28 protein-coding genes are annotated in these 22,150 nt (G+C 48.7%); 9 read left to right on the top strand and 19 right to left on the bottom strand.

Features of this window, described 5'->3' with window-relative positions; genetic code table 11:
* Nucleotides 1–49 precede the first annotated feature (49 nt).
* The 3 genes from CEQ48_RS08480 to fldA all read left to right on the top strand — a co-directional run bounded on the left by CEQ48_RS08480 (nt 50) and on the right by fldA (nt 1,716).
* Nucleotides 50–823: an alpha/beta fold hydrolase gene (locus tag CEQ48_RS08480; protein WP_089070929.1), complete on the top strand. Its 774-nt coding sequence runs from the start codon at nt 50–52 to the stop codon at nt 821–823.
* Between the two features lie 95 nt (nt 824–918).
* A complete protein-coding gene (locus tag CEQ48_RS08475; protein WP_000965050.1) occupies nt 919–1,140 on the top strand; it encodes a DUF2788 domain-containing protein in 222 nt (73 codons plus the stop codon).
* Nucleotides 1,141–1,188: 48 nt separating this feature from the next.
* A complete protein-coding gene (fldA, locus tag CEQ48_RS08470) occupies nt 1,189–1,716 on the top strand; it encodes a flavodoxin FldA (RefSeq protein WP_000179037.1) in 528 nt (175 codons plus the stop codon).
* Between the two features lie 73 nt (nt 1,717–1,789).
* Here fldA and CEQ48_RS08465 read toward each other — a convergent pair whose 3' ends face one another.
* Both CEQ48_RS08465 and CEQ48_RS08460 read right to left on the bottom strand, forming a co-directional pair.
* Nucleotides 1,790–2,479 carry an LrgB family protein gene (locus CEQ48_RS08465; protein ID WP_071177865.1) on the bottom strand — a complete coding sequence of 230 codons (690 nt, stop codon included), beginning with the start codon at nt 2,477–2,479 and terminating at the stop codon, nt 1,790–1,792.
* Between the two features lie 5 nt (nt 2,480–2,484).
* Nucleotides 2,485–2,925: a CidA/LrgA family protein gene (locus tag CEQ48_RS08460; protein WP_001181833.1), complete on the bottom strand. Its 441-nt coding sequence runs from the start codon at nt 2,923–2,925 to the stop codon at nt 2,485–2,487.
* Nucleotides 2,926–3,040: 115 nt separating this feature from the next.
* Between CEQ48_RS08460 and CEQ48_RS08455 the strand changes: the two genes are divergently transcribed.
* Nucleotides 3,041–3,919, top strand: coding sequence for a LysR family transcriptional regulator (locus CEQ48_RS08455; protein ID WP_000354576.1), 879 nt, complete (start codon nt 3,041–3,043; stop codon nt 3,917–3,919).
* A gap of 3 nt (nt 3,920–3,922) precedes the next feature.
* Here the strand turns inward: CEQ48_RS08455 and CEQ48_RS08450 are convergent, their stop codons facing one another.
* The gene (locus tag CEQ48_RS08450; RefSeq protein WP_001044404.1) at nt 3,923–4,423 is read right to left on the bottom strand and encodes a DUF4442 domain-containing protein; all 501 of its coding nucleotides are present in this window, start codon (nt 4,421–4,423) and stop codon (nt 3,923–3,925) included.
* 365 nt (nt 4,424–4,788) lie between these two features.
* Here CEQ48_RS08450 and fcrX point away from each other — a divergent pair, with 365 nt between their 5' ends.
* Nucleotides 4,789–5,241 carry a ferric iron uptake transcriptional regulator FcrX gene (fcrX, locus tag CEQ48_RS08445; RefSeq protein WP_001282826.1) on the top strand — a complete coding sequence of 151 codons (453 nt, stop codon included), beginning with the start codon at nt 4,789–4,791 and terminating at the stop codon, nt 5,239–5,241.
* A gap of 86 nt (nt 5,242–5,327) precedes the next feature.
* On the opposite strand, the gene CEQ48_RS08440 is transcribed toward fcrX, so the two are convergent.
* Together CEQ48_RS08440 and CEQ48_RS08435 are read right to left on the bottom strand one after the other, a co-directional pair.
* Nucleotides 5,328–6,341, bottom strand: coding sequence for an aspartate-semialdehyde dehydrogenase (locus CEQ48_RS08440; RefSeq protein ID WP_000082625.1), 1,014 nt, complete (start codon nt 6,339–6,341; stop codon nt 5,328–5,330).
* Nucleotides 6,325–7,470, bottom strand: a complete 1,146-nt coding sequence (locus CEQ48_RS08435; protein WP_198301240.1) for a 4-phosphoerythronate dehydrogenase — start codon at nt 7,468–7,470, stop codon at nt 6,325–6,327. Before CEQ48_RS08435 ends, CEQ48_RS08440 begins: the two co-directional genes overlap by 17 nt.
* On the opposite strand from CEQ48_RS08435, the gene CEQ48_RS20655 reads away from it, so the two are divergent.
* Nucleotides 7,432–7,677, top strand: coding sequence for a DUF8336 domain-containing protein (locus tag CEQ48_RS20655; protein ID WP_488225827.1), 246 nt, complete (start codon nt 7,432–7,434; stop codon nt 7,675–7,677). The two genes, CEQ48_RS08435 and CEQ48_RS20655, sit on opposite strands and share 39 nt — an antisense overlap.
* On the opposite strand, the gene fabB is transcribed toward CEQ48_RS20655, so the two are convergent.
* Nucleotides 7,674–8,885, bottom strand: coding sequence for a beta-ketoacyl-ACP synthase I (gene fabB, locus CEQ48_RS08430; RefSeq protein WP_000832701.1), 1,212 nt, complete (start codon nt 8,883–8,885; stop codon nt 7,674–7,676). The genes CEQ48_RS20655 and fabB overlap by 4 nt on opposite strands.
* A 126-nt stretch (nt 8,886–9,011) precedes the next feature.
* Between fabB and mnmC the strand changes: the two genes are divergently transcribed.
* Nucleotides 9,012–11,027, top strand: coding sequence for a bifunctional tRNA (5-methylaminomethyl-2-thiouridine)(34)-methyltransferase MnmC2/FAD-dependent 5-carboxymethylaminomethyl-2-thiouridine(34) oxidoreductase MnmC1 (gene mnmC / locus CEQ48_RS08425; RefSeq protein ID WP_198301239.1), 2,016 nt, complete (start codon nt 9,012–9,014; stop codon nt 11,025–11,027).
* A gap of 78 nt (nt 11,028–11,105) precedes the next feature.
* Here mnmC and CEQ48_RS08420 read toward each other — a convergent pair whose 3' ends face one another.
* The 3 genes from CEQ48_RS08420 to CEQ48_RS08410 form a co-directional block, all read right to left on the bottom strand.
* Nucleotides 11,106–11,633, bottom strand: a complete 528-nt coding sequence (locus tag CEQ48_RS08420) for an NADPH-dependent FMN reductase (RefSeq protein ID WP_089070926.1) — start codon at nt 11,631–11,633, stop codon at nt 11,106–11,108.
* Between the two features lie 194 nt (nt 11,634–11,827).
* Nucleotides 11,828–12,091, bottom strand: a complete 264-nt coding sequence (locus tag CEQ48_RS08415) for a YfcL family protein (protein WP_071177869.1) — start codon at nt 12,089–12,091, stop codon at nt 11,828–11,830.
* 38 nt (nt 12,092–12,129) lie between these two features.
* Nucleotides 12,130–12,660 carry an elongation factor P hydroxylase gene (locus tag CEQ48_RS08410; RefSeq protein WP_089070925.1) on the bottom strand — a complete coding sequence of 177 codons (531 nt, stop codon included), beginning with the start codon at nt 12,658–12,660 and terminating at the stop codon, nt 12,130–12,132.
* A gap of 369 nt (nt 12,661–13,029) precedes the next feature.
* Between CEQ48_RS08410 and CEQ48_RS08405 the strand changes: the two genes are divergently transcribed.
* Nucleotides 13,030–13,653 (top strand): trimeric intracellular cation channel family protein, encoded by a 624-nt coding sequence (locus CEQ48_RS08405; protein WP_000927466.1) that lies wholly within the window; start codon nt 13,030–13,032, stop codon nt 13,651–13,653.
* 81 nt (nt 13,654–13,734) lie between these two features.
* Here CEQ48_RS08405 and aroC read toward each other — a convergent pair whose 3' ends face one another.
* Nucleotides 13,735–14,820, bottom strand: coding sequence for a chorismate synthase (gene aroC, locus CEQ48_RS08400; protein ID WP_089070924.1), 1,086 nt, complete (start codon nt 14,818–14,820; stop codon nt 13,735–13,737).
* A 227-nt stretch (nt 14,821–15,047) separates the two neighbouring features.
* On the bottom strand, nt 15,048–15,980 hold the full coding sequence (gene prmB, locus CEQ48_RS08395) for a 50S ribosomal protein L3 N(5)-glutamine methyltransferase (protein WP_089070923.1): 933 nt from the start codon (nt 15,978–15,980) through the stop codon (nt 15,048–15,050).
* Between the two features lie 66 nt (nt 15,981–16,046).
* On the opposite strand from prmB, the gene smrB reads away from it, so the two are divergent.
* On the top strand, nt 16,047–16,607 hold the full coding sequence (gene smrB, locus CEQ48_RS08390; protein WP_089070922.1) for an endonuclease SmrB: 561 nt from the start codon (nt 16,047–16,049) through the stop codon (nt 16,605–16,607).
* A gap of 7 nt (nt 16,608–16,614) precedes the next feature.
* Here smrB and flhB read toward each other — a convergent pair whose 3' ends face one another.
* From flhB to fliL, 8 genes are all read right to left on the bottom strand, one after another.
* Nucleotides 16,615–17,745, bottom strand: coding sequence for a flagellar biosynthesis protein FlhB (gene flhB / locus CEQ48_RS08385; RefSeq protein ID WP_089070921.1), 1,131 nt, complete (start codon nt 17,743–17,745; stop codon nt 16,615–16,617).
* 9 nt (nt 17,746–17,754) lie between these two features.
* Nucleotides 17,755–18,537 (bottom strand): flagellar biosynthetic protein FliR, encoded by a 783-nt coding sequence (gene fliR / locus CEQ48_RS08380; protein WP_089070920.1) that lies wholly within the window; start codon nt 18,535–18,537, stop codon nt 17,755–17,757.
* An 8-nt stretch (nt 18,538–18,545) separates the two neighbouring features.
* Complete coding sequence (gene fliQ / locus CEQ48_RS08375) at nt 18,546–18,815, bottom strand: flagellar biosynthesis protein FliQ (protein WP_089070919.1); 270 nt, start codon at nt 18,813–18,815, stop codon at nt 18,546–18,548.
* A gap of 12 nt (nt 18,816–18,827) precedes the next feature.
* Nucleotides 18,828–19,727: a flagellar type III secretion system pore protein FliP gene (fliP, locus tag CEQ48_RS08370; RefSeq protein ID WP_000831828.1), complete on the bottom strand. Its 900-nt coding sequence runs from the start codon at nt 19,725–19,727 to the stop codon at nt 18,828–18,830.
* Entirely contained in the window at nt 19,705–20,094 is a 390-nt protein-coding gene (fliO, locus tag CEQ48_RS08365) for a flagellar biosynthetic protein FliO (RefSeq protein WP_089070918.1), read from the bottom strand. The genes fliP and fliO overlap by 23 nt, the downstream gene beginning before the upstream one ends.
* A 3-nt stretch (nt 20,095–20,097) precedes the next feature.
* Nucleotides 20,098–20,508 (bottom strand): flagellar motor switch protein FliN, encoded by a 411-nt coding sequence (fliN, locus tag CEQ48_RS08360; protein ID WP_001129786.1) that lies wholly within the window; start codon nt 20,506–20,508, stop codon nt 20,098–20,100.
* Nucleotides 20,509–20,578: 70 nt separating this feature from the next.
* On the bottom strand, nt 20,579–21,628 hold the full coding sequence (gene fliM / locus CEQ48_RS08355; RefSeq protein WP_089070917.1) for a flagellar motor switch protein FliM: 1,050 nt from the start codon (nt 21,626–21,628) through the stop codon (nt 20,579–20,581).
* A gap of 7 nt (nt 21,629–21,635) precedes the next feature.
* A complete protein-coding gene (gene fliL, locus CEQ48_RS08350; RefSeq protein ID WP_089070916.1) occupies nt 21,636–22,139 on the bottom strand; it encodes a flagellar basal body-associated protein FliL in 504 nt (167 codons plus the stop codon).
* Between the last annotated feature and the right edge of the window lie 11 nt (nt 22,140–22,150).

The following is a 22,150-nucleotide window of genomic DNA, read 5'->3' as shown; positions in this document are numbered from 1 at the left end:
CGAGATCTTGACTGAGACTCTACGTTAAACCAATCACTAATAAGATAAAATGTCAGCACTTCTTAACTACAAACTTGAAGGCAGCGGTGAGACCGTTGTTTTGATCCATGGCTTATTTGGTAGCTTGGATAATCTTGGCTTGCTTGCGCGCGATCTGAAAAACGATCACCAAGTACTGAGCTTGGATCTGCGTAACCACGGGCTATCCTTCCACCGTGATGAGCACAATTACGCGTTGATGGCACAAGACGTAAACCAGTTGCTTGAACACCTCAACCTCACTTCGGTAGTGGTGATCGGTCACTCGATGGGGGGTAAAGTGGCCATGAAATTAGCCGATATTGCCGCAGAAAAAATCCGTCAATTAGTGGTGCTGGACATGTCACCTGTCGCGTATAACCAACGGCGTCACGACAATGTCTTTGCTGGACTCGAAGCGGTGTTAGCGCAAAAGCCCACCTCACGCAGTGAAGTGATGGCAATTTTAGCGCAACATATTGAGCAAGAAGGTGTTAGACAATTTCTCGGCAAATCTTTAATGTCGGAACAGAACGTGATGACATGGCGCTTCAATGTTGCGGCACTCAAAGCACATTATGCAGAGATTTTAGGCTGGGATATTATCGCCAAATGCCGGATTCCAACCTTATTTATTAAAGGGGCAGATTCGGATTATCTGACCACACAACATCAGCCCATGGTGCAAGCCCAGTTTAGCCAAGCCAAAGCTCATGTGATCGCAAACACGGGACACTGGCTGCACGCGGAAAAACCCGCTGAAGTTTTACGTGCAATCCGTAAATTTATTGATGTGCCTGTTTAAGGCAATCAAGTGTGAATTGAGAAACACTACGCGCATTAACTTTGTCAGATAACAGTGGTATAGTGCGCGCAAGCAATTTGGCATAAAGGAATATCATGCTTTACGACTACATGAACATGTTGGAGTCTGTAGGACTCGATCTGCTGTTTGCCTCAATCTTCTTCTTGATCGGCATGGCCATTAAAGATGTATTGAAACAAGGTAATGTTCCCCCTTTCGGGCGTCGTATTGTGTGGTTGGTTCTCTTTTTAGGGTGCGCAGGCTTTGTCGCCAAAGGCATAATTCAATTGACTTGGGAAGGCAGTGGACTAGGTTAAGCTCCGCAAGGCTTCGCGACTCTTTAACATTCTAAAGGTAATGATTCTATGGCAAGTGTAGGTATCTTCTTTGGCAGCGACACCGGCAACACCGAAGCTATTGCAAAGATGATTCAAAAACAACTCGGTAAAAAACTGGTTCACGTACAAGATATTGCCAAAAGCAGCAAAGAAGACATCAATAACTTCGACCTGCTGTTGCTGGGTATCCCGACTTGGTACTACGGTGAAGCACAGTGCGACTGGGACGACTTTTTCCCTGAGCTAGAAGCCATTGATTTTTCAACTAAGCTTGTTGCCATTTTTGGTTGTGGTGACCAAGAAGATTACGCAGAGTACTTCTGTGATGCGATGGGCACCGTACGTGACATCATTCAAGCGAAAGGCGCAACCATTGTCGGCCACTGGCCAACCGAAGGTTACGAATTTGAAGCTTCTAAAGCCCTAGTGGATGAAAATCACTTCGTCGGTCTGTGTATCGATGAAGATCGCCAGCCAGAGCTAACTGAGCAACGCGTGACCAAATGGGTTAACCAAGTTTATGAAGAGATGTGTCTCGCTGAACTTGAAGACTAATTTGCAGAGTCAAAATAAAAAATCCCCTGCCCAGCAGGGGATTTTTTATTAGGGGAGTTTCAATCTCTGCCTATCACCAAAACCAGCGCCCAATCCAAGGAGCCATCACCACAGTTACCATGCCCGCCAACATCATCACTACGCTGGACACCACGCCCTCTGAATTACCGATTTGATAGGCTTTAGCCGTGCCGGCACCATGAGCTGAAGCCCCTAAACTTGCTCCTTTCCCTAAGCGAGAACGAATAGAAAGCACGGTGAGGATTATCTCACCAACGGCCATGCCAATTACCCCTGTCAGTACCACAAACAGCGCGGTCAGATCACTTTGTCCACCAATCGATTTCGTCGCTTCTACCGCAAAAGGGGTGGTAATAGAACGCATGGCAAGGCTGCGTTGCAGCAATTCAGGAAGGTTGAGCCAACGCGCCAACAACACCGTACTTGAAATAGCCACCAGCACCGATACCACGACACCAACGGATAAGGATAACCAGTGCTGACGCAATAACGCCCGGTTATCGTAAACCGGAACGGCAAAAGCGACGGTTGCAGGACCAAGTAACCACAATAGCCAATGGGCATCAGCCATGTAAGCTTGATAAGGGATATGAAACATCATCACCACGATGACGAGCAGCAATGGCGCGAGTAACAGCGGCATCAGCAACAAACTGCGTTTACGTCGATAAAGAAATTTACTCGCATAGTAAAACAGTAACGTGAGCAGAAAACAGAAAAGGCTGAGTAATGAAGTCGACATATGTTCTACTTCTCCACACTGCGCGCCAGCGCTATCTGGCGACGTTTACGTCTCGCTAAAACCAGCTCAACTCGATGCATTTTATCGACGACCCAAGCCGTCGATGCGATCACTAAGATGGTGCTGGCCACTAAAACCACAGCAATTTTAATCCCCTCTTGGCGCATTAAGTCTTGGTAATTCACCACCGCCACGACAGCCGGAACAAAAAACAGCAACATTTCAGCCAGCAACCAGCTCGCCCCGCGCCGAAACCACTCGACATTTACCACTTTGAGCATGACCAGTAACAACAAAATCAGCATTCCCGTTAAATTGGCGGGTAACGGCAGGTGAAACTGATTGACCAACCAATCGGAGAAAAACCAAATCAGTGAAAGTGCCGCCACTTGAACGACAATCAGTAGGCTATGCTTGAACTGAAAAGTACGCGTAACGTTTTGCATTAAGGTTGCCTAGATAAAATGGGAACTGGGTCTCATTGTATTCCGGGCGATTACCAGCATAAAATGACTTAAATTTATTTAATTCATGCCATTTAGGCATACAAAGAGACTTTTGATGGATATCCGCGCCCTACGCTACTTCGTTGAACTGGTTAACCAGCAGAGTTTTACCAAAGCCTCTGAGCGCCTGTTTGTGACTCAGCCAACCATCAGCAAGATGATCCGTAATTTGGAGCAGGAGTTAGAACAGCCCCTTCTACATCGTGAAGGACGACGCTTCTGGCTGACTGAAGCTGGAGAGATTGTCTATCAAAGAGCACAGCAGATCTTAACCCAAATGCAGCAACTGGAAGCAGAACTCACGGATTTAAACCAACTGCAGCGCGGCCATTTGCGTTTAGGCATCCCGCCCATGGTAGGGCATGTTTACGCACGGTTATTTCGTCAATATCGTCAGACGTACCCTAACGTCGAATTAACGGTGGTGGAGTATGGCGGACGTAAGATAGAACAAGCGATATTAGACGGTGATATTGATGTGGCGGTGACCATGCTTTCCCCTAATCAGCATCCCGATCTCAATACGGTTGCCCTCGATCACTACCCTATTTTTGCCGTAGTCCCCGATATTCCTCGCTGGCGAGCACTCACCACACTCACTTGGGCGCAGATCAGCCAAGAGCCTTTCTATCTGTTTACCCATGAATTTACTCTAAGTGACCACATTCATACCTGCTGCCAAGCGGCGGGCTATACACCACAAGTCGCCGCGCGCAGCAGTCAGTGGGATTTTTTGGTGGCATTAGTCAAAAGCGGGGTTGGCGTGTGCTTTCTTCCAGCTCCGCTTTGTCAAAGGATTCAAGGGGATGGCGTATTAATCTACCCCATCACACCGGCTATAGACTGGCGTTTGGGCGTGGTTTGGCATCGCGAACGTTATGTTTCAAAAACAGCCGAAGCTTGGATTGCGTTGTGCCGACGCCAAAACCGATGACGGTTACTCAATACACTCGCTGACACTTTCGCGGTATTGCGGTTTTTTACGCACATAAAGCTTGCGCTGCACCTCCGAAACCACTTCGCCACGAGCGTTTTTGACGTGCACAATAAATTCAGGGAAGCATTTATCGCCTTCCGCTGTGGACGCTAAGATCCAATCCAACATCTCTTGGGTGATACGAAATTCGGCGAAGAGATCCGTATCACCCGGTTTAATGAAGTTAATGCTCGCTTCTTTGTCCCATACGTAATAACGCTGCCCCAATATGCCCATCAGCATCAAGGCATAAACGGGATCCGTCAGTGAGAAAATGCTGCCGCCGTATTGAGTCCGGTTGGCGTTTTTATTCCACCAGCGCAATTTCAAGCGGATGCGAACTTCGCGAAAATCCGCACTGATCGATTCGATATGGATCCCAGCGCCCCAAAATGGAGGCCAAGAGTTTAGTGCCCACTTCACAATATTCGGTTGATAAAGCTTAGAGAGTGTTTTATTCATACCCTGAGTGCCCTAGACTTCGTGTAAGGCAGCAGTAATCAATGCATCATGGTTGCTGCCTAATAATGATGCTATCGTTGTTAAATTATTGTAACTGGTAAGAGCACTTTGTTCAGTGATTTACCTCGACTTTGCAGGTTTCCCATTAACCTCTTGAAGTTCGTGGTTTATTGTTCGCGGTGACTCACCTATAATGCAAAGCAACATTGACTTCTGTTATACCCAAACGAATTGAGATGCAGGTAGACGGCAAGTGAGTGATCCCCACTACAGCAACGGTTGAGGTGGGTTTGACAACGCAGCCAATACGATTGCCATTTCATGTAGAACGGATGTATCACTGCAGAACATCAACAGGAAAGTATATGTCAGACAATAACCAAGCGCTAAAGGATGCTGGTCTTAAAGTTACCCTCCCACGGCTTAAGATTTTAGAAGTTTTACAACAGCCAGAGTGCCAACATATTAGTGCTGAAGAGCTGTACAAAAAGTTGATTGATCTCGGCGAAGAGATTGGTCTTGCCACAGTGTACCGTGTTCTCAACCAATTTGATGATGCTGGTATCGTGACTCGTCACCATTTTGAAGGCGGCAAGTCAGTATTTGAGCTTTCAACTCAGCATCACCATGACCACCTAGTCTGTTTAGATTGTGGCGAAGTCATCGAGTTTTCTGACGATGTGATTGAACAGCGTCAAAAAGAGATCGCGGCGAAATACAATGTGCAACTGACTAACCACAGCCTCTATTTGTATGGCAAATGTGGCAGTGATGGTAGCTGCAAAGACAATCCTAACGCTCACAAGCCGAAGAAATAACCATAGGCTTTACGCTCTGTAAACCGAACCAGATAGTAAAAACCCACCGAATGGTGGGTTTTTTTATAACTTAATGAAAAGCTTAGTTAGAAGTAATCGCGTACGAGCAGCTCTGCAATTTGCACCGCATTGGTGGCAGCACCTTTACGCACATTATCCGCCACTACCCACAAGTTGATTCCACTATGGTGGCTAATGTCATTTCGTACACGCCCAACCAACACATGGTCTTTACCGCCGGCATCACGCACTTGAGTTGGAAAATCCGCACCGCGGAACAGCTCAATACCATCGGTTTGCTCTAGCATATCCATCACTTGCTCAGCATCAATTGGCGCGCGAGTTTCCACGTGTACGGCTTCCGCATGACCGTAGAATACCGGTACACGTACGCACGTTGGGTTGACCATGATCGAAGGATCATTGAAGATTTTCTGGGTTTCCCACACCATCTTCATCTCTTCTTTGGTATAACCGTTGTCCATAAACTGATCGATTTGTGGAATACAGTTAAACGCGATCTGCTGGCTAAAAGTATTCGTTTCCGCTGGATAGCCATTGAGCAGTTTAGCGGTTTGTCCTGCTAACTCATCAATCCCAGCTTTCCCAGCACCTGAGACAGATTGGTAAGTCGTCACGTTAATACGTTCAATCCCCACCGCATCGTAAATCGGCTTTAGCGCGACAAGCATCTGAATGGTTGAGCAGTTTGGGTTAGCAATAATATTGCGGTTACGAAATTCGGCAATCGCCTCTGGGTTCACTTCAGGTACTACAAGAGGAATATCGTAGTCGTAACGGAAGTGTGAAGTGTTGTCGATCACCACGACACCCGCTTCTGCGGCAATCGGAGCCCACTTGGCAGAAAGCTCACCACCGGCAGAAAACAGCGCAATATGCACTTGCGACCAGTCAAACTCTTCGACATTTTGCACACGCACGGTTTTACCGTTGAAGCGATAGGTTTTTCCCTCACTGCGCTCACTGGCCAGCAGGAAAAGTTCATCCACAGGAAACTCACGCTCCTGCAGTACTTCCAACATGGTTTCGCCTACAGCGCCGGTTGCGCCAAAAATGGCAACATTAAATTGTTGGCTCATCACATACCTCTACTTGAAAACCGAGTTTAGCCAAAGGAGCCAAATGGCAATCAGCGCCTCCAGCTAGAGTCACCGCGCTGTATTCACGTCTATCCCAATAGTGTTTGCGCATTAAGTCAAACGCTCCGGGTTGGTGAATCTCGCGGCGAAACTGTGCGTCATCTTTACGCACATCATAAATAATTTGAGTTAGCGTACGCAGTGTTTCCTCGTCCCATGTTCGCTCTAGATAAACTTTGGGCACAGGCGCTTTGGGTAACAAGCTTGCTGGGTTTGCACAGTGTGCACTGCCAAGAAACTCGCAATAGCTGTTAAAAATCATGGTGGTACCGCGCGCCTTACCTTCAAGGCCATAACCAGCAATATGCGGAGTGGCAAATGCGAGCAGCGGTAGCAATTCCATATCCACTTGCGGTTCAAACTCAAACACGTCTAACACGGCGGTAAAACCATCGCCTTGTTGTAAACGCGCTTTCAGCGCCGCGTTATCCACTACAGGGCCACGCGCCGCATTAATTAAAATCTGGTCACTGCGCAGTTGCTCAAGAATTGCCGCATCAATCAGATGATGGGTTGGCCACTCACCGCCGCGGGTAATCGGCGTATGCAGGGTGATGACATCCGCTTGTTTAAGCAAGGTTTCCAGCTCGGTAAATTCTCGCTCATCACCTTGCGCTTGCTTAGGCGGATCATTGAGCAGCACTTTCATGCCAATGCCAGAAAGACACTTCGCAAGATAGCTACCCACTTGGCCAGCACCAATGATGCCTACCGTTTTATCGAAAACCGAGAACCCTTGCTGCTGCGCAAGCACCATGAGAACGCTGAATACGTATTCCGCAACACCGACTTTGTTACAGCCAGGAGCCGCCGTGAAGAAGATGCCACGTTCTCTTAACAGAGCTTGGTCAACATGGTCCATACCCGCGGTCGCGGTACCCACGAACTTCAAGCGATTCGCTTTAGCAAGGAGAGCTTCATTGACTTTGGTGACTGAGCGAATCATTAAGGCATCGATATCAATCAGATCATCGGCGGTTAAGGTACGGCCGGGTTTTAAGATCACTTCGCCAAGCTGACTAAACAGCGCTTGAGCGTAAGGCATGTTCTCATCAATCAGAATTTTCATAGTGGGAATTTGCGGCAATCAAAGTTGCAGGCATTGTGCAGAAAAGCACGGAGGCTGTCGAGAATAAAAATACCCGACGACCTAAGCCGCCGGGCAAACATCCAGAATAAAAGGATCCTATCCCGCTCTCCATGGGACAGAGTCTGCGTCTGTTCGATTAGCGAAACTAATCTGTTCTGGAAACTGTGTTGGATCTGGTGCGCTTAACCTTGGTATTTTTTGATAACCAAAGTTGCGTTTGTACCACCAAAACCAAAGCTGTTAGACATCACAGTCGTCAGCTCTTGCTCACGCAGTTCCGTCACAATATCCAGACCTTGCGCCGCTTCATCCAAAGTATCAATGTTAATACTTGGAGCGATAAAGCCGTGGTGCAGCATCAGTGTTGAATAAATGGCTTCATGCACACCCGCAGCGCCCAATGCGTGACCGGTCATCGCTTTGGTTGCAGAAATCGCTGGGCTATTGCCGCCAAACACTTCTTGGATTGCACCCAGTTCTTTCACATCACCGACTGGAGTTGATGTGCCGTGGGTGTTGATGTAATCAATCTTATCCACGCCTTGCATCGCCATCTTCATACAACGGATAGCGCCTTCACCCGATGGAGCAACCATGTCGTAGCCATCAGAAGTCGCGCCGTAACCGACGATTTCACCGTAAATTTTTGCGCCGCGCGCCAGAGCGTGTTCCAACTCTTCAACCACCACCATGCCGCCACCGCCAGAGATCACGAAACCATCACGATCGGCATCGTAGGTACGCGATGCTTTTTCTGGTGTTTCGTTGTATTTGGTGGATAGTGCACCCATCGCATCAAACATCATGGTTTGTGACCAGTACAGCTCTTCACCACCACCGGCAAACACGATGTCTTGCTTGCCCAGTTGGATAAGCTCAACCGCGTTACCAATACAGTGTGCCGAAGTCGCGCAAGCTGAGCTGATTGAGTAGTTCACACCGCGAATTTTAAATGGCGTAGCCAAACACGCAGAAACGGTAGAAGACATGGTACGAGGAACCATATAAGGACCCACGCGTTTGACGCCTTTTTCACGCTGAGTATCGACTGCGATAACTTGGTTTTCAGAAGACGCGCCACCAGAGCCAGCAACGATACCCGTACGGTCGTTCGACACTTGCTCAGGGGTTAAACCCGCATCAGCAATCGCTTGTTCAAGAGATAGGTATGCATACGCAGCCGCATCACCCATAAAGCGCATTTGCTTACGATCGATATGTTCTTCTGGGTTGATTTTTAAATCGCCCCAAACCTGTGAACGCAAACCATGCTCTTTAAACTGTTCAGAGGCGGTGATGCCTGACTTGCCAGCTTTTAGTGAGGCCAAAACTTCTTCGACGTTGTTACCGATACTCGAAATAATACCCATACCGGTGATGACGACTCGTTTCATGTAACATTCCTATTATGTAAATTTGGCTAGATGATATCGAAGAAGGATAACAGAAGTGGTCAGCTTTCCCATAAATTCGTACAATCTCGAGCCATATTCAGCCTGATTTCATAGAATTTGTTCATTATGTCATCCATTTCACACGCCCAGCTTGGCTGGAACGACGCAGGAACCCCCGTCTCTGATCAATTTGACGATGTTTATTTCTCTAACGTCAATGGTCTGGCTGAGACGCGCTATGTGTTCCTTGAGCAGAATCATCTCCCACAAAGATGGCACAACGATGACCAAAGACGATTTGTGATTGCAGAAACCGGCTTCGGTACTGGCCTGAATTTTCTGGCGGTGTGGCAAGCGTTTGTCGCGTTTCGTGAAGCCAATCCCGATGCCAAACTCAAAGAGCTGCATTTCATCAGTTTTGAAAAATACCCGCTCAGTAAAAGCGATTTAATTCAAGCGCATCAAGCGTGGCCGGAACTGGCGCAATTCGCGCAAAAACTGCATAAGCACTACCCGTTAGCCATTCCAGAGTGTCAGCGGATTGTGTTGGATGATGGACTCGTCACGCTCGATCTCTGGTTTGGCGATATCAAAGACTGCCTGCCGAAAGTCGCAACACAAGAGCAAGGCTTAGTGGATGCATGGTTCCTCGATGGTTTTGCCCCAAGCAAAAACCCAGAAATGTGGAACCCAAACCTATTTGCAGGTATGGCCAAACTTGCGAAAAACGGTTGTACCTGCGCTACCTTTACTTCGGCTGGCTTTGTACGCCGTGGCTTGATTGACGCGGGTTTTGCGATGAAAAAGGTCAAAGGCTTTGGCACTAAGCGCGAAATGATTGCCGGCAGTCTGAATGAGAAGGTTCCGTACACCAATATTACGCCCGAATTTCGTGTTGAAGCCACTCACGACCTACGAGATGTAGCAATTATTGGTGGTGGCGTTGCCAGTGCAACCCTTGCGACAACACTAGCCAAACGTGGTATCGCAGTAACTCTTTATTGCGCAGATCAAAAACCGGCGCAAGGCGCATCCGGTAACCGACAAGGTGCGGTCTATCCGCTACTCAGTGGCGATCACAACGCAGTTTCACGAGTGTTTGCGCCTGCCTTTCTGTTTGCCCGCCAATGGATTGAACAAGCGGCGGAGCAGATAAACTTTGACCACGATTGGTGCGGCGTGACTCAATTAATGTGGGATGAAAAAGCCACGCACAAACTCAAGAGCATGCTTGAGGGGGATTTCCCAACACAATTAGTGCATGGTTTATCCGCAGAGCAAACCAACCAACAAGTCGGCGTGCCAGTGGATAAAGCCAGTGTGCATTATCCGCTCGGAGGCTGGCTCTGCCCTGCAGAGCTGACTCAAGGCTTAATCCATCTTTTAGAGCAGCAGGGCAAGCTCACCGCGCATTATGGCACGTCGATTGATGCCCTGACTTGGCAGCCAGAGACTCAGCTGTGGCAACTGCGCAGTGGCGGCACTCTCATGTCACATCAGTGCGTGGTGATTGCCAGTGGCCATCAATTTGACAGCCTGCCACAAACCGCAGAGTTACCACTTGGCAAAGTGAAAGGCCAAGTGAGCCATATTCCGACCACAGAGACGCTGAGCAAAATCAACAGCGTGCTCTGTTACGACGGTTACATGACTCCCGTTAGCCAACAAAATGGGCATCACTGTATTGGGGCAAGTTATGATCGCCAGCACCTTGATGCGACTTTTGATCCGCAAGCACAACGCGAAAATGTGCAAAAACTGATTCACTGCTTGCCGGAGCAAACGTGGCCATTGGAAGTGGATGTCAGCGGCAATCAATCACGCCAAGGCGTGCGCTGTGTGAGTCGCGATCATCTGCCTTTTGTCGGTAATGTCGGCGAATTTTCGAAAATCACCGAGCAATATCGCGATTTAGCCCAGCAGCAAGAAGTCGAGCCCATCGCGCTCTATCCGCAACTTTATGCGTTGGTCGGGCTTGGCTCACGCGGTTTAAGTAGCGCGCCGCTGATGGCAGAACTTCTCGCTTCGCAAATGTGTGGCGACCCCATGCCACTAGGCGTAGATTTGCTCGAACAGTTACACCCTAGTCGGATGTGGGTTCGAAAGCTACGTAAAGGCAAGGCGCTCACACAAAAAGTCTGATAAAGGCAATCAACGCCGATCAAAAAAGCCTCGCAGTGCGAGGCTTTAGACATTTAGGACTTAATGGACAATTTTTTCTTAGGCAGAGAGCTTAGCCACCGCCGCTTTCAGCTCAGCAACAATCTCAGGCTTGGTCACAACCCCTTGCTCGAGATCGAAGTTATCGTAGAAGCTAGGCACCGAAACGGAAGCTTTCACATTTCCACCAAAGAAAGGCGCTGAAGCAGTTGCCGCGGCAAGCACTGACTGTGCACCACCTGGGCCTGGAGAAGTAGACAGGTACACCGCTGGCTTATCACCAAACAGAGCACGATTGATACGAGTTGCCCAATCGAACAGATTTTTGTACGCCGCAGGGTAGTGACCATTGTGCTCAGCAAACGAAATCACGAAAGCATCTGCTTGTGCAAGATCGCGTAAAAAGGCTTGGGCTCCTTCCGCTTGACCGATCTCTTTTTCCAGATCTTCGCTGAACATAGGCACAGAGTAATCATTGATATTCAGTACTTGTACCTGTGCGCCATCGACAAGATTGGCAGTAAAAGTGGCAAGCGCTTGGTTGATCGAAGTTGAACTGGTGCTGGCACCGAAGGCAATAATTTTCATGGTGGTTTCCCCTGACTAATGTTAAAGCAAGATTAGTCGGGAAATGGATGTGCAACAATCCTGATTTTTTCACTTAGTTGTTCAGAAAGTTTGAACAACTTTTAACACGGGAGAATTGAGGCGAAAACGTGGGGAAACCGCGAAAGCCTTGCCCTACTGGATAGTGGCTTTCGCGATCAAACCGGAGGGTTTGGTTACGCTTGCGCGGCCAGCTGTTGCCAAAGCTCAGCCACAATCGCGCGGTCGGCAGGGCTTAACTCTGAGCGGGCCGCATCCAAACTTTGTTCAATACGCTGCTTGAAAATCGTGAGATCGGTAACGCCCTCTTCCTCACACTGTGCCGCAGAAAGTGAAATGTGACCACGCAAATAGCCACCCGCAAACAGCTCATCACTGGACGCGTTAACGACTTGTGCATCAATCAGATCCAGCAGTTTCTCTTCAAATTCAATAATCATCAGCTTCTCGTTAATGGATAAATGGTTTTCACCTAGGGTTATTTAACCGCAAAGTGTTCAGGCTGCAAGGCGGGCGTTTGGTAAAAAGCGCGTAACGCCTCCGACAACATCTTCACTCGCTGCGGTAAACCTTGTTCAAGAATCTTGAGCACTTCACTGTGTACCTTGCTCATAAAAGCCAAACGGTCTGGCTCAAAATCACCGTTGAGGTTGTCACAACTTACGGTAAAGGGAAAGCCTGCGCTTATGGCTAAAATCCACTCATAAGCTTGCGGACGAATTTCCACTTTTTCAAATTCCGCCTGCACTTGTGCGGTACGACCATCCGGTTCATACCAGTAACCAAAATCTTCAAGCAGACGCCGTTGCGGCCCAGCCACACACCAGTGAGCGATTTCATGCAAAGCGGAAGCATAAAAGCCACGAGCAAAAATAATCCGGTGGTAACTGACTCGTTCATCCGCCGGTAAATAAATGGGCTCATCGCCGCCCAACTCCAGCTTGGTGTTGTAATCGGCGTAAAACGTCTGATTGAAAATATCAATGAGGTCTTGGTATTGATGGTTCATAGTGCATAGTCAATATGGGTGACGGCGTGCATTCTGGAGATTTTTTCTCATCGGGTAAAGTGCTAAACCTAAAACCATCGGCTTCTATTAGGAATCAATTGGAATGAGAACAATCGGCAAGACATTAGTTTTACTAATTAAAGCCACCTTCACCTTATAAAAAAATCATTGTTTATTCCCTCAGATAAAACCTAGAATTTCGCCTTAATTTTTCTATACCAAACTACTTGGTGTTGTAGGTAGACGGCCCATAAGTTCATCCCTAGAAGCATAGGTAAACTATGTGATTGGGGCGAACGCGCGTAGCCAACACCGCTGCAGCTTCAAGTAGGAAGGGTATATATCCTCTGCTGTTGAATGAGGTGATGCATGCTGCTGAGTGTTTTGTATATCATTGGGATTACGGCGGAAGCCATGACCGGAGCTTTGAGTGCCGGCCGTCGCAAAATGGACTGGTTTGGCGTCATGCTGGTTGCCAGCGCTACTGCGATTGGCGGTGGCACAGTGCGTGATATTTTGCTGGGCCACTACCCACTCGGCTGGGTAAAAAATCCTGAATATCTGGCGATTACTTGTGTGGCGGGCGTGCTGACCACTTGGGTCTATAAGTGGGTCATTAAGCTCAAAGGCCTGTTTATTCGTCTTGATGCGCTGGGCCTGATTGTGTTTTCGATCATCGGTACGCAAGTGGCGATGCGCATGGGATTGCACCCCGGCATCTGTTTAGTTTCTGCGGTAGTCACTGGCGTGTTTGGTGGTTTGCTGCGCGATTTAATCTGCCGTCAACCACCTTTGGTATTGCATGAAGAGTTGTACGCCTCGATTGCTCTGTTAGCATCGGGACTGTATCTCGTCTTGCTTGAGTTTGGTGTCAGTGATGTGGTGAGCACAGTGGTGACTCTGGTGGTCGGTTACACTCTGCGGATGGCTGCGGTGCGTTTTAAATGGCGTCTGCCCTCTTTCCATTTAGAAACCGAGAACTCCATTCACTAGCCTGCCCCGGCAGTAGATTAAGCGGATATGACAACGCCCTCAATCGAGGGCGTTGGGCTATTTACAGGATTTAGCGCATCACTAAATTTTCGGTGTTGTCGTTACGACACCTTGGTTCTGACCACGATGACGCAGCAGATGATCCATCAGCACAATCGCCAACATGGCTTCTGCAATCGGTACGGCGCGAATCCCCACACAAGGGTCATGACGACCTTTGGTGATAAGCTCCGTTGGCTCACCGTTAACATCAATTGTTTCACCCGGCACGGTAATGCTGGACGTTGGCTTCAAAGCAATATTAGCGACAATATCTTGCCCGCTAGAGATGCCACCTAAAATGCCACCGGAATGGTTAGAGCGGAAACCTTGCGGAGTGAGCGGATCACGATGTTGGCTGCCTTTTTGGCGCACCACATCAAAGCCATCACCAATCTCGACTCCTTTCACGGCGTTGATGCTCATCAAGGCATGGGCAATATCCGCATCCAAGCGATCAAACACAGGCTCACCCAAGCCAACAGGAACGCCAGTAGCAACCACTTGGATTTTGGCGCCAATCGAATCGCCTTCTTTTTTCAGCTCACGGATCAGCTCGTCAAACGCAGCCACTTTATCGACATCAGGGCAGAAGAAATCGTTGTTTTCAATCTCATTCCAATCCACTTTATCAATCGCGACATCCCCCATTTGCGACAAGTAAGCTCGCACTTCAATACCAAACTCTTGCTGTAGGTATTTTTTGGCAATCGCTCCCGCCGCGACACGCATGGCGGTTTCACGCGCCGATGAACGACCACCGCCACGATAATCTCGCACACCGTATTTTTGGTGATAGGTGTAGTCCGCATGTCCGGGACGGAACTTGTCTTTAATATCCGAATAATCTTTAGAGCGTTGGTCAGTGTTTTCGATCAATAGCCCAATCGATGTGCCTGTGGTTTTTCCCTCAAACACACCTGCGAGAATTTTGACTTCGTCCGGCTCACGACGCTGAGTGGTATAGCGTGATGTGCCAGGACGACGACGGTCGAGATCCACTTGTAAATCCGCTTCGCAAATAGCCAGCCCCGGTGGGCAGCCATCCACAATACATCCCAGTGCGATACCGTGACTTTCTCCGAATGTGGTCACTCGAAAATGTTGTCCGATACTGTTTCCTGCCATGACTTCCTCAATACACAGTGAAACGTAAGTTTCACCGATTAACTGTTCTTCGTGGCTTCATAGTGGCGTTAATACTTTGTGATGTAAAGTCCTAAAAATGACCAGATTCGACCGTTTTCACCGGCTAATGGTGTTATTCACCACCTTAAGCAAGTTTTCGGTGGAAGCTGCACCATGAAAAACGCCGACTCAAAGGTCGGCGTTGGAATCGATTCAGCGTGTCATGATTAGTCTTTGTATAGAGCAAAATCCGCCGCACAGTCGATAAGCTGCTCACGAGCCAGCAAAAATACGCCATGGCCGCCATTTTCAAACTCTAACCAAGTAAATGGAATGTGCGGGTACTGTTCCATCATGTGCACCATCGAGTTGCCCACTTCACACACCAGAATCCCGTTCTCTTTCAGGTAAAGTGGCGCATTGGCCAGAATACGGCGTGCCAGTTTCAAACCATCGCTACCGGCAGCAAGGCCAAGTTCAGGCTCATGACGAAACTCACTTGGCAGGCTATCCATGTCTTCTTGATCCACATAAGGTGGATTGGTCACAATCAGGTCATACTGCTCTTGTGGCAAATCACGGAACAGATCGGAACGGATAGGGAAAACTTGCTGTTCTAGACCGTGATCTTGAATGTTTTGCTCGGCGACGTTCAGCGCATCGACTGAAATATCAATCGCATCAACTTCAGCTTCTGGGAAAGCATTGGCACAAGCAATCGCGATACAACCACTGCCGGTACACAGATCCATGATGCGGGTTGGCTCTTCTGTCAACCAAGGTTCAAAGCGGTTTTGGATCAGCTCACCGATCGGCGAACGCGGAACCAGTACTCGCGAGTCAACGAAAAACTCAAGGCCACAAAACCACGCTTTGTTGGTCAGATACGCCACGGGGGTACGATCGTTAATACGTTTGATCACGCGTTCTACCACACGCAAACGCTCGCTGCTGGTTAAGCGCGAACTCAGCACATGCGGAGGCACATCAATCGGCAGATAGAGCGTTGGCAGAATGAGTTGTACCGCTTCATCCCAAGCGTTGTCCGTGCCTTGACCATAAAACAGGTTCGCAGCGTTAAATCGACTCACAGTCCAACGAATCATGTCTTGCAAGGTATGCAGTTCAGAAACCGCTTCCTCAACGAAAATCTTATCCAAAATTGCCTCCAAAAAGCGCTACAATGCTGCGTCATCCATTTACAGTAACAAAAATACGTCACCCTAATGAGCAAAAACGATCACCGAAATACCCATAATAAGAGCGATAAAGATAATCTTAACGACGATTTCTCACTGTTTCGTGACGAAGTAAAGGGCGTAAAAAAGTTGCGTCAGGATACCATACTCCACGCACCAAACAGAAATCCCAAGCAAAAAGAAATCCGCCGTACCGAGCGTGAAGCCTCCGACAATGATTTCTATTTTTCTGACGAGTTTATGCCTCATCTGACGGATGAAGGGCCGACCCGTTATGCGCGCAGTGATGTCTCCAAGTACGAAGTGAAAAGGCTCCGCCGCGGTGTGTATGTGCCGGATGTGTTTTTGGATATGCACGGTATGACTCAGCAAGAAGCGAAACGCGAGTTAGGCGCGATGATCGCCTACTGCCTAAAGGAGAATGTGCACTGTGCTTGTGTGCAGCACGGCATTGGCAAGCACATTTTGAAACAGAACGTCCCACTCTGGTTGGCGCAGCACCCCGATGTGCTGGCCTTCCACCAAGCACCACTGGAGTTTGGTGGTGATGGCGCACTGTTGGTGCTGCTGTCGATTCCTGAAAAATAGCGAATCTTTAATAACGCATATCCGGAGGGATCGGCATACTCTCCTCATTGAGTTTCGGCCGCTGACCACCTTTGCGACGATACTGTTTAAGCTGGAAGACGAACGCCAGCACTTGCGCGACCGCTACGAACAAACCATCCGGAATTTGCTGCTCCAGCTCGGTAGTGTGGTACAAGGCTCGTGCTAAGGGCGGTGCAGGAACAATCGCAATGTCATATTCCCGCGCGATTTCACGGATCTTGAGTGCCATATGATCGACGCCTTTGGCTATCACCACCGGCGCTTTATCGGTGTTCTGCTTATAACGCAGTGCTACCGAAAAGTGCTCAGGGTTAGTGATGATCACATCGGCCTGTGGCAGTGCAGCCATCATACGTCGCTGCGCTGCTTCACGTTGCAACATACGAATACGCCCTTTCACCTCTGGTTTACCTTCGGTGTCTTTGTATTCGTCTTTGACTTCCTGTTTGGTCATTTTCAGTTGGTTGGCGTGCTGCCAAATCTGAAATGGGATATCAATCGCCACCACCACCAGTAACGAACAACTGATCAGCAACACAAAGTTGAGCAGAATATCCAGAGCATGAAAGATGTTTTGCGGATACACATCGAGACTGAGTTGGAACAGATCCTTTTGCGAAGCTTCAATCAGATAAAAGGCGACGCCAGACACCAGCAACACTTTCAAGATAGATTTGAGCAGCTCGACCCAGCTTTGCATACCAAACATTCGCTTAAACCCACTCAGTGGATTCATTTTGGAAAGTTTAGGCATCGCCGCTTCTGCGGAAAAGTTAATTCCCCCGATGCCAGCCGCACCAATTAAGGCTGCAACAAATAAGGTAATCAAAATCATCAGCAGTGGTAGCAGCAAGTTAACCAGCGCTCCACCGATAATGTCGAACAGTCTTCCAACATCGAAGATCTCTTCACGACTGAGTGAAAAGAGTCGCTGCATGGCGGTGAACAGGCCTTGGGCTAGGGCTTCGCCAAACCACATTAAGGAGACTGCACCTACCACCAATACCGAGACAGAAGCCAGCTCTTTAGAACGCGCAACTTGACCTTTTTCCTTGGCCTGCTGCAACCTTCGGGGCGTGGCTTCTTCAGTCCTTTCTTGTCCGTCGGATTCTGCCAAATCAGCCTCCTAACAGTTTAAGCGAATGAGACGGCAGATCTGCTCTTCCGCCTCTTGCCAATAAATGTCGTAATGGGTGTACAAGCCGTGAACTATGTACCAACAGAGCAATAAACCCACCAAGAGCGCAAAGGAAAAACCGAGCGAAAAAATGTTGAGCTGCGGCGCAGCACGAGTCATCACCCCAAAGGAGAGGTTCACGGTTAATAACGCAATAATGCCTGACAGTGAGACGGCCAATGATGCTTTAAACATAATGCCGAGCCACAATGCTAACTCACGAAAATCCACCGTCGTCAGCGAGCCGCTACCGATCGGTAAACTTTTAAAACTAAAGACAACCAGTTGGATCATTTTCAAGTGACCATCGCTCACGAGGAAAAACAGCGTGGCCAACAGCATAAACATCTGACCGAGTAGCGGGGTATTTTGTCCGTTGGCAGGGTCAACCATGGAGGCAAAACCTAAGCTCGATTGCATACCGAGTATTTGACCAAGCATGACAAAGATCTGCACCAAAAACTGAGTGACCATGCCCATCGCCACACCAATCACAATCTGTTCAAAGGTTATCATAAAACCCTGCAACGAGAGTAAGGCAATATCAGAAGGTACTGCTGGAATCGCGGGCATCACCGCAAAAGTTAGGGCTAACCCCAAATAAAGACGTACCCGAGCAGGTACAAAGCGCGCGCCAGTCACCGTCATCACCATCAGCATGGCAGCAATGCGGGTGTACGGCCAGAAGTAGTTGGCAATGAAATCAAGCACGGCACTGGCGGGATATTCCATAAGGGCTCCTAGTACAGAACCTGCGGCAAACGCTCAATCATGCTGTAGAAAAAATCCATCAGCATTTGCGTCATCCAGTGCCCAAAAAACATCAGCGCTAATAAGGTAATGATGAGACGCGGCAAGAAGCTCAGCGTCTGTTCGTTAATCGAGGTGGCCGCCTGAAAAATGGCGACCACGAGACCAATCAACAAGCTAGGAATGATGATGGCACACACCATGATCAGTACCAGCCAGAGTGACTCTTGAAACAGTTCGACAAATATCTCTGGTGTCATGTGGCCTCTCCGCTACAAGGCAAAACTGCCTGCCAAGGTCGACAGGATCAGATTCCAACCATCCACCAACACGAACAACATCAATTTAAACGGTAAGGAGACAATCATGGGCGAAAGCATCATCATACCCATGGCCATGAGTACCGAGGCCACGACTAAGTCGATGATCAAAAAAGGCAAAAACAGCATAAAGCCGATTTGGAAGGCCGTTTTCAACTCAGAGGTGATAAAAGCGGGGATCAGCACCGCCATCGAGACTTGCTCAGGCGCGGTCACTTGTGCCCCAGACATTTCCACAAAGGTTTCCAGATCGTTGACTCGGGTCTGCTTGAGCATAAAGGCTTTGAGTGGCTCTTGCGCTAAATCAAACGCTTGGCGTGCAGTGATCTGCTCATTGAGATAAGGCTGCACCGCTTGTTCATTAATCTGGTTAAATACTGGCGCCATAATGAAAAAGGTCAGAAACAACGCAATACCGATAATCACTTGGTTAGACGGCGTTTGTTGCAAACCCATCGCTTGACGCAGAATAGACATCACCACCACGATGCGGGTAAAGGACGTCATTAAAATCACCATGGCAGGCAAGAAGCCGAGCATGGTCATCAGTGCCAGAATTTGCAGGTTTATCGAGTAATCTTCGCTGCCATCGGAATTGGTGGTCATGGTAAATGCTGGAATTCCACCGCCACCACTGCTACTGCCTAACGCGATAGTTTTGGCATTCCCCTGCTCTTTTTCTAGCGCCGTCACCGTGACAGAGGAAGCTCCGGCAGCGGTTGATGGAATTGCGGTATTCAGTGGCTCTTCGGCAAAAGCGAGCGAGGTAAAACCAAGCAACCCCGAAAGCAGCCAAGTGAGTAATCCTGTCGTCAACCAAGAGGTTAAATTAAGTCTTTGAGTCCGTTTCATGTTTTTTCAGTAGCTGCATCAACTGGTTAGAAAAGGCGGTTGCCGGCAGCTCCTCCTGTATGAGTGGATTATCGAGTTTGGCCAGCAGTTGAATTGACTGAGTAGTCACCCCAATCAAATACTGCTCTTCGCCCACTTGGATGATCATCACCCGCTCTCGGGTGCCAACGGGTAACTGTTTGATGATACTCAGCCCTTTTTGCTGACCGAAAGCAGGCACACGCATGCGTTTGAGTAACCAAGCCAGTAGCAGTATCAGAGCGATAACGAACAAAAGCGACCCCAAGGTGGTCGCTAAATCCAGTTGGCTGCTGGTGGCAGCCAACCCGGGGACAGGGATGAGAAACAGAGCCACCAATTTTCGCATTGGCTATCTCAATTTCTTGATACGTTCGGTTTGACTTATCACGTCGGTGAGGCGGATACCAAACTTATCGTTCACCACCACTACTTCGCCATGCGCAATCAGTGTGCCGTTAACCATCACATCGAGTGACTCACCGGCAATCCGATCCAACTCCACCACCGAACCTTGGTTCAGTTGCAGCAGGTTACGAATGCTGATTTTAGAGCGTCCGACTTCCATCGAGATGGTCACCGGAATATCCATAATGGTATCGAGCTTACGGCGCTCGTCATCCGTAATTGGGGGCGCCGTGTTTTTCAGCTCTTCAAGTGGGGCAGCTAAGATTTCATCCACATCAATATCAGGCGCATTAGGGTCTTCACCCAGTGCGGCTGCCCATTCTTCGGCCAATCTTTCATCTTCGCTTTTTGCCATCTTCAACTACCTATTGGTTCTTTTCATTATCCGCTGCTGTCGAGCGTTCATCCCGACGTCGTAGAACGGATTACTCGATTTCATCTTCTTCTGCGTTTTCAAACTCAGCAATAATGTCTTTGCCAAGGAACGCGAGATCCGTTTTCACCACATCTGGGCGTTTGATTTTCTCAGAAACTTGTACTGCGAGTTTTTCACCCGAGCGCCCCATTTTCACACGGTAAGTTGGCAGCTCTTCAATAAACATCACCGCGTGTTCTGGCATTTTGATCGGGATAACATCCCCAACCTGTAACTCCATCAAATCACGCAGCGCAATATCCATTTCCAGTAAGTTCACTCGGAAATTGACCGGCACATCCATGATCTCTTCCCGCAGAGCCGTACTCCAGCGCACGTCGGTTTCCATTTTGTCCGACTGGACACCCGCATCCAGCAGTTCGCGAATCGGTTCCATCATCGAATATGGCATCACCATGTGAAAATCACCGCCGCCGCCATCCACTTCAACGTGGAAGGAACTGACGACAATCACTTCGGTTGGGCTGACGATGTTCGCCATGCTCGGGTTCACTTCGGAATCGAGGTATTCAAACTCCACTCCCATGACTGGCGACCATGCTTCTTTGTAGTCGGCAAACACGATTTTGAGCAACAGTTGAATAACCCGCCGTTCGGTTGGGGTAAATTCACGCCCTTCAATTCGCGCATGATAGCGACCATCACCGCCGAAGAAGTTTTCTACCAGAATGAACACCAAACGCGCTTCCATGGTCACCAAGGCAGTACCTTTGAGTGGACGAAAACGCACCATGTTCAAACTGGTCGGGACATATAAGGTATTTTGGTATTCACCAAATTTCATCATCTGCACGCCGTTGATCGAGACTTCAGCGGTTTTACGCAGCATGTTGAACAGACTGATGCGCAGGTGACGAGCAAAACGTTCATTGATAAGCTCCAGAGTCGGCATTCGACCCCGGACGATACGATCTTGGGAAGAAAAATCGAAGTTTACCGCGCCGGGAGCCGACTTGGGTAAGTCCTCTTCTTCCTCATCGACACTATCAACGCCATGAAGCAGCGCATCAATTTCGTCTTGGCTTAATAAATCAGTCACATTTCACCTATTGCATTACAAAGTCGGTAAACAGCACTTTTTCAATAACGGTTTTGCCCACCGCTTGGTTGAGTGCGGCTTTGATGTCTTCGGTGGCTTTATCACGCAGTTCAATGCGGCCATTGGGTGTGCGTAGCTGCTCTACCGTCGCTGAGGCAAAGGTCGCCAGCAGCGAGCTTTCCACTAAAGGTGAGTGGTAACGTGCCAGGTTCTCGTTTTCGCTGCCACGCACCATCAATTGCACTTTTATTTGTACCATGCGGTCTTTCGAATCACCCGTTACATTAAACACAAACGGCTGAGCAATATTGACGTAAGAAACCGGATCGGTGGGAGCGGCGACCTGTTCGGCTTTCTGCTCCGCGTTTGCAGCAGCTTCGTCGCCACCTGAGCCCATCATGAAAAATGCAGCACCACCACCGCCTGCCAGTAATACCACGGCAGCGATAATAATGATCAACAGTTTCTTTTTCCCTTTGGGGGCTTCAGTTCCTAGATCTTCTTCGGCCATAATTGCCTCTG

Source organism: Vibrio tarriae (assembly GCF_002216685.1).
Taxonomy (GTDB): Bacteria; Pseudomonadota; Gammaproteobacteria; order Enterobacterales; family Vibrionaceae; genus Vibrio; species Vibrio tarriae.
Note: the sequence above shows the minus strand (reverse complement) of the source record. Positions and strands in the feature narration are given on the sequence as shown.

Bases quoted from the DNA above. Each gene is read 5' to 3' on its own strand.
- CEQ48_RS08480 (WP_089070929.1), top strand. From the start codon at position 50: ATGTCAGCACTTCTTAACTACAAACTTGAAGGCAGCGGTGAGACCGTT.
- CEQ48_RS08475 (WP_000965050.1), top strand. From the start codon at position 919: ATGCTTTACGACTACATGAACATGTTGGAGTCTGTAGGACTCGATCTG.
- fldA (WP_000179037.1), top strand. From the start codon at position 1,189: ATGGCAAGTGTAGGTATCTTCTTTGGCAGCGACACCGGCAACACCGAA.
- CEQ48_RS08465 (WP_071177865.1), bottom strand. From the start codon at position 2,479: ATGTCGACTTCATTACTCAGCCTTTTCTGTTTTCTGCTCACGTTACTG.
- CEQ48_RS08460 (WP_001181833.1), bottom strand. From the start codon at position 2,925: ATGCAAAACGTTACGCGTACTTTTCAGTTCAAGCATAGCCTACTGATT.
- CEQ48_RS08455 (WP_000354576.1), top strand. From the start codon at position 3,041: ATGGATATCCGCGCCCTACGCTACTTCGTTGAACTGGTTAACCAGCAG.
- CEQ48_RS08450 (WP_001044404.1), bottom strand. From the start codon at position 4,423: ATGAATAAAACACTCTCTAAGCTTTATCAACCGAATATTGTGAAGTGG.
- fcrX (WP_001282826.1), top strand. From the start codon at position 4,789: ATGTCAGACAATAACCAAGCGCTAAAGGATGCTGGTCTTAAAGTTACC.
- CEQ48_RS08440 (WP_000082625.1), bottom strand. From the start codon at position 6,341: ATGAGCCAACAATTTAATGTTGCCATTTTTGGCGCAACCGGCGCTGTA.
- CEQ48_RS08435 (WP_198301240.1), bottom strand. From the start codon at position 7,470: ATGAAAATTCTGATTGATGAGAACATGCCTTACGCTCAAGCGCTGTTT.
- fabB (WP_000832701.1), bottom strand. From the start codon at position 8,885: ATGAAACGAGTCGTCATCACCGGTATGGGTATTATTTCGAGTATCGGT.
- mnmC (WP_198301239.1), top strand. From the start codon at position 9,012: ATGTCATCCATTTCACACGCCCAGCTTGGCTGGAACGACGCAGGAACC.
- CEQ48_RS08420 (WP_089070926.1), bottom strand. From the start codon at position 11,633: ATGAAAATTATTGCCTTCGGTGCCAGCACCAGTTCAACTTCGATCAAC.
- CEQ48_RS08415 (WP_071177869.1), bottom strand. From the start codon at position 12,091: ATGATTATTGAATTTGAAGAGAAACTGCTGGATCTGATTGATGCACAA.
- CEQ48_RS08410 (WP_089070925.1), bottom strand. From the start codon at position 12,660: ATGAACCATCAATACCAAGACCTCATTGATATTTTCAATCAGACGTTT.
- CEQ48_RS08405 (WP_000927466.1), top strand. From the start codon at position 13,030: ATGCTGCTGAGTGTTTTGTATATCATTGGGATTACGGCGGAAGCCATG.
- aroC (WP_089070924.1), bottom strand. From the start codon at position 14,820: ATGGCAGGAAACAGTATCGGACAACATTTTCGAGTGACCACATTCGGA.
- smrB (WP_089070922.1), top strand. From the start codon at position 16,047: ATGAGCAAAAACGATCACCGAAATACCCATAATAAGAGCGATAAAGAT.
- fliR (WP_089070920.1), bottom strand. From the start codon at position 18,537: ATGGAATATCCCGCCAGTGCCGTGCTTGATTTCATTGCCAACTACTTC.
- fliQ (WP_089070919.1), bottom strand. From the start codon at position 18,815: ATGACACCAGAGATATTTGTCGAACTGTTTCAAGAGTCACTCTGGCTG.
- fliP (WP_000831828.1), bottom strand. From the start codon at position 19,727: ATGAAACGGACTCAAAGACTTAATTTAACCTCTTGGTTGACGACAGGA.
- fliO (WP_089070918.1), bottom strand. From the start codon at position 20,094: ATGCGAAAATTGGTGGCTCTGTTTCTCATCCCTGTCCCCGGGTTGGCT.
- fliN (WP_001129786.1), bottom strand. From the start codon at position 20,508: ATGGCAAAAAGCGAAGATGAAAGATTGGCCGAAGAATGGGCAGCCGCA.
- fliL (WP_089070916.1), bottom strand. From the start codon at position 22,139: ATGGCCGAAGAAGATCTAGGAACTGAAGCCCCCAAAGGGAAAAAGAAA.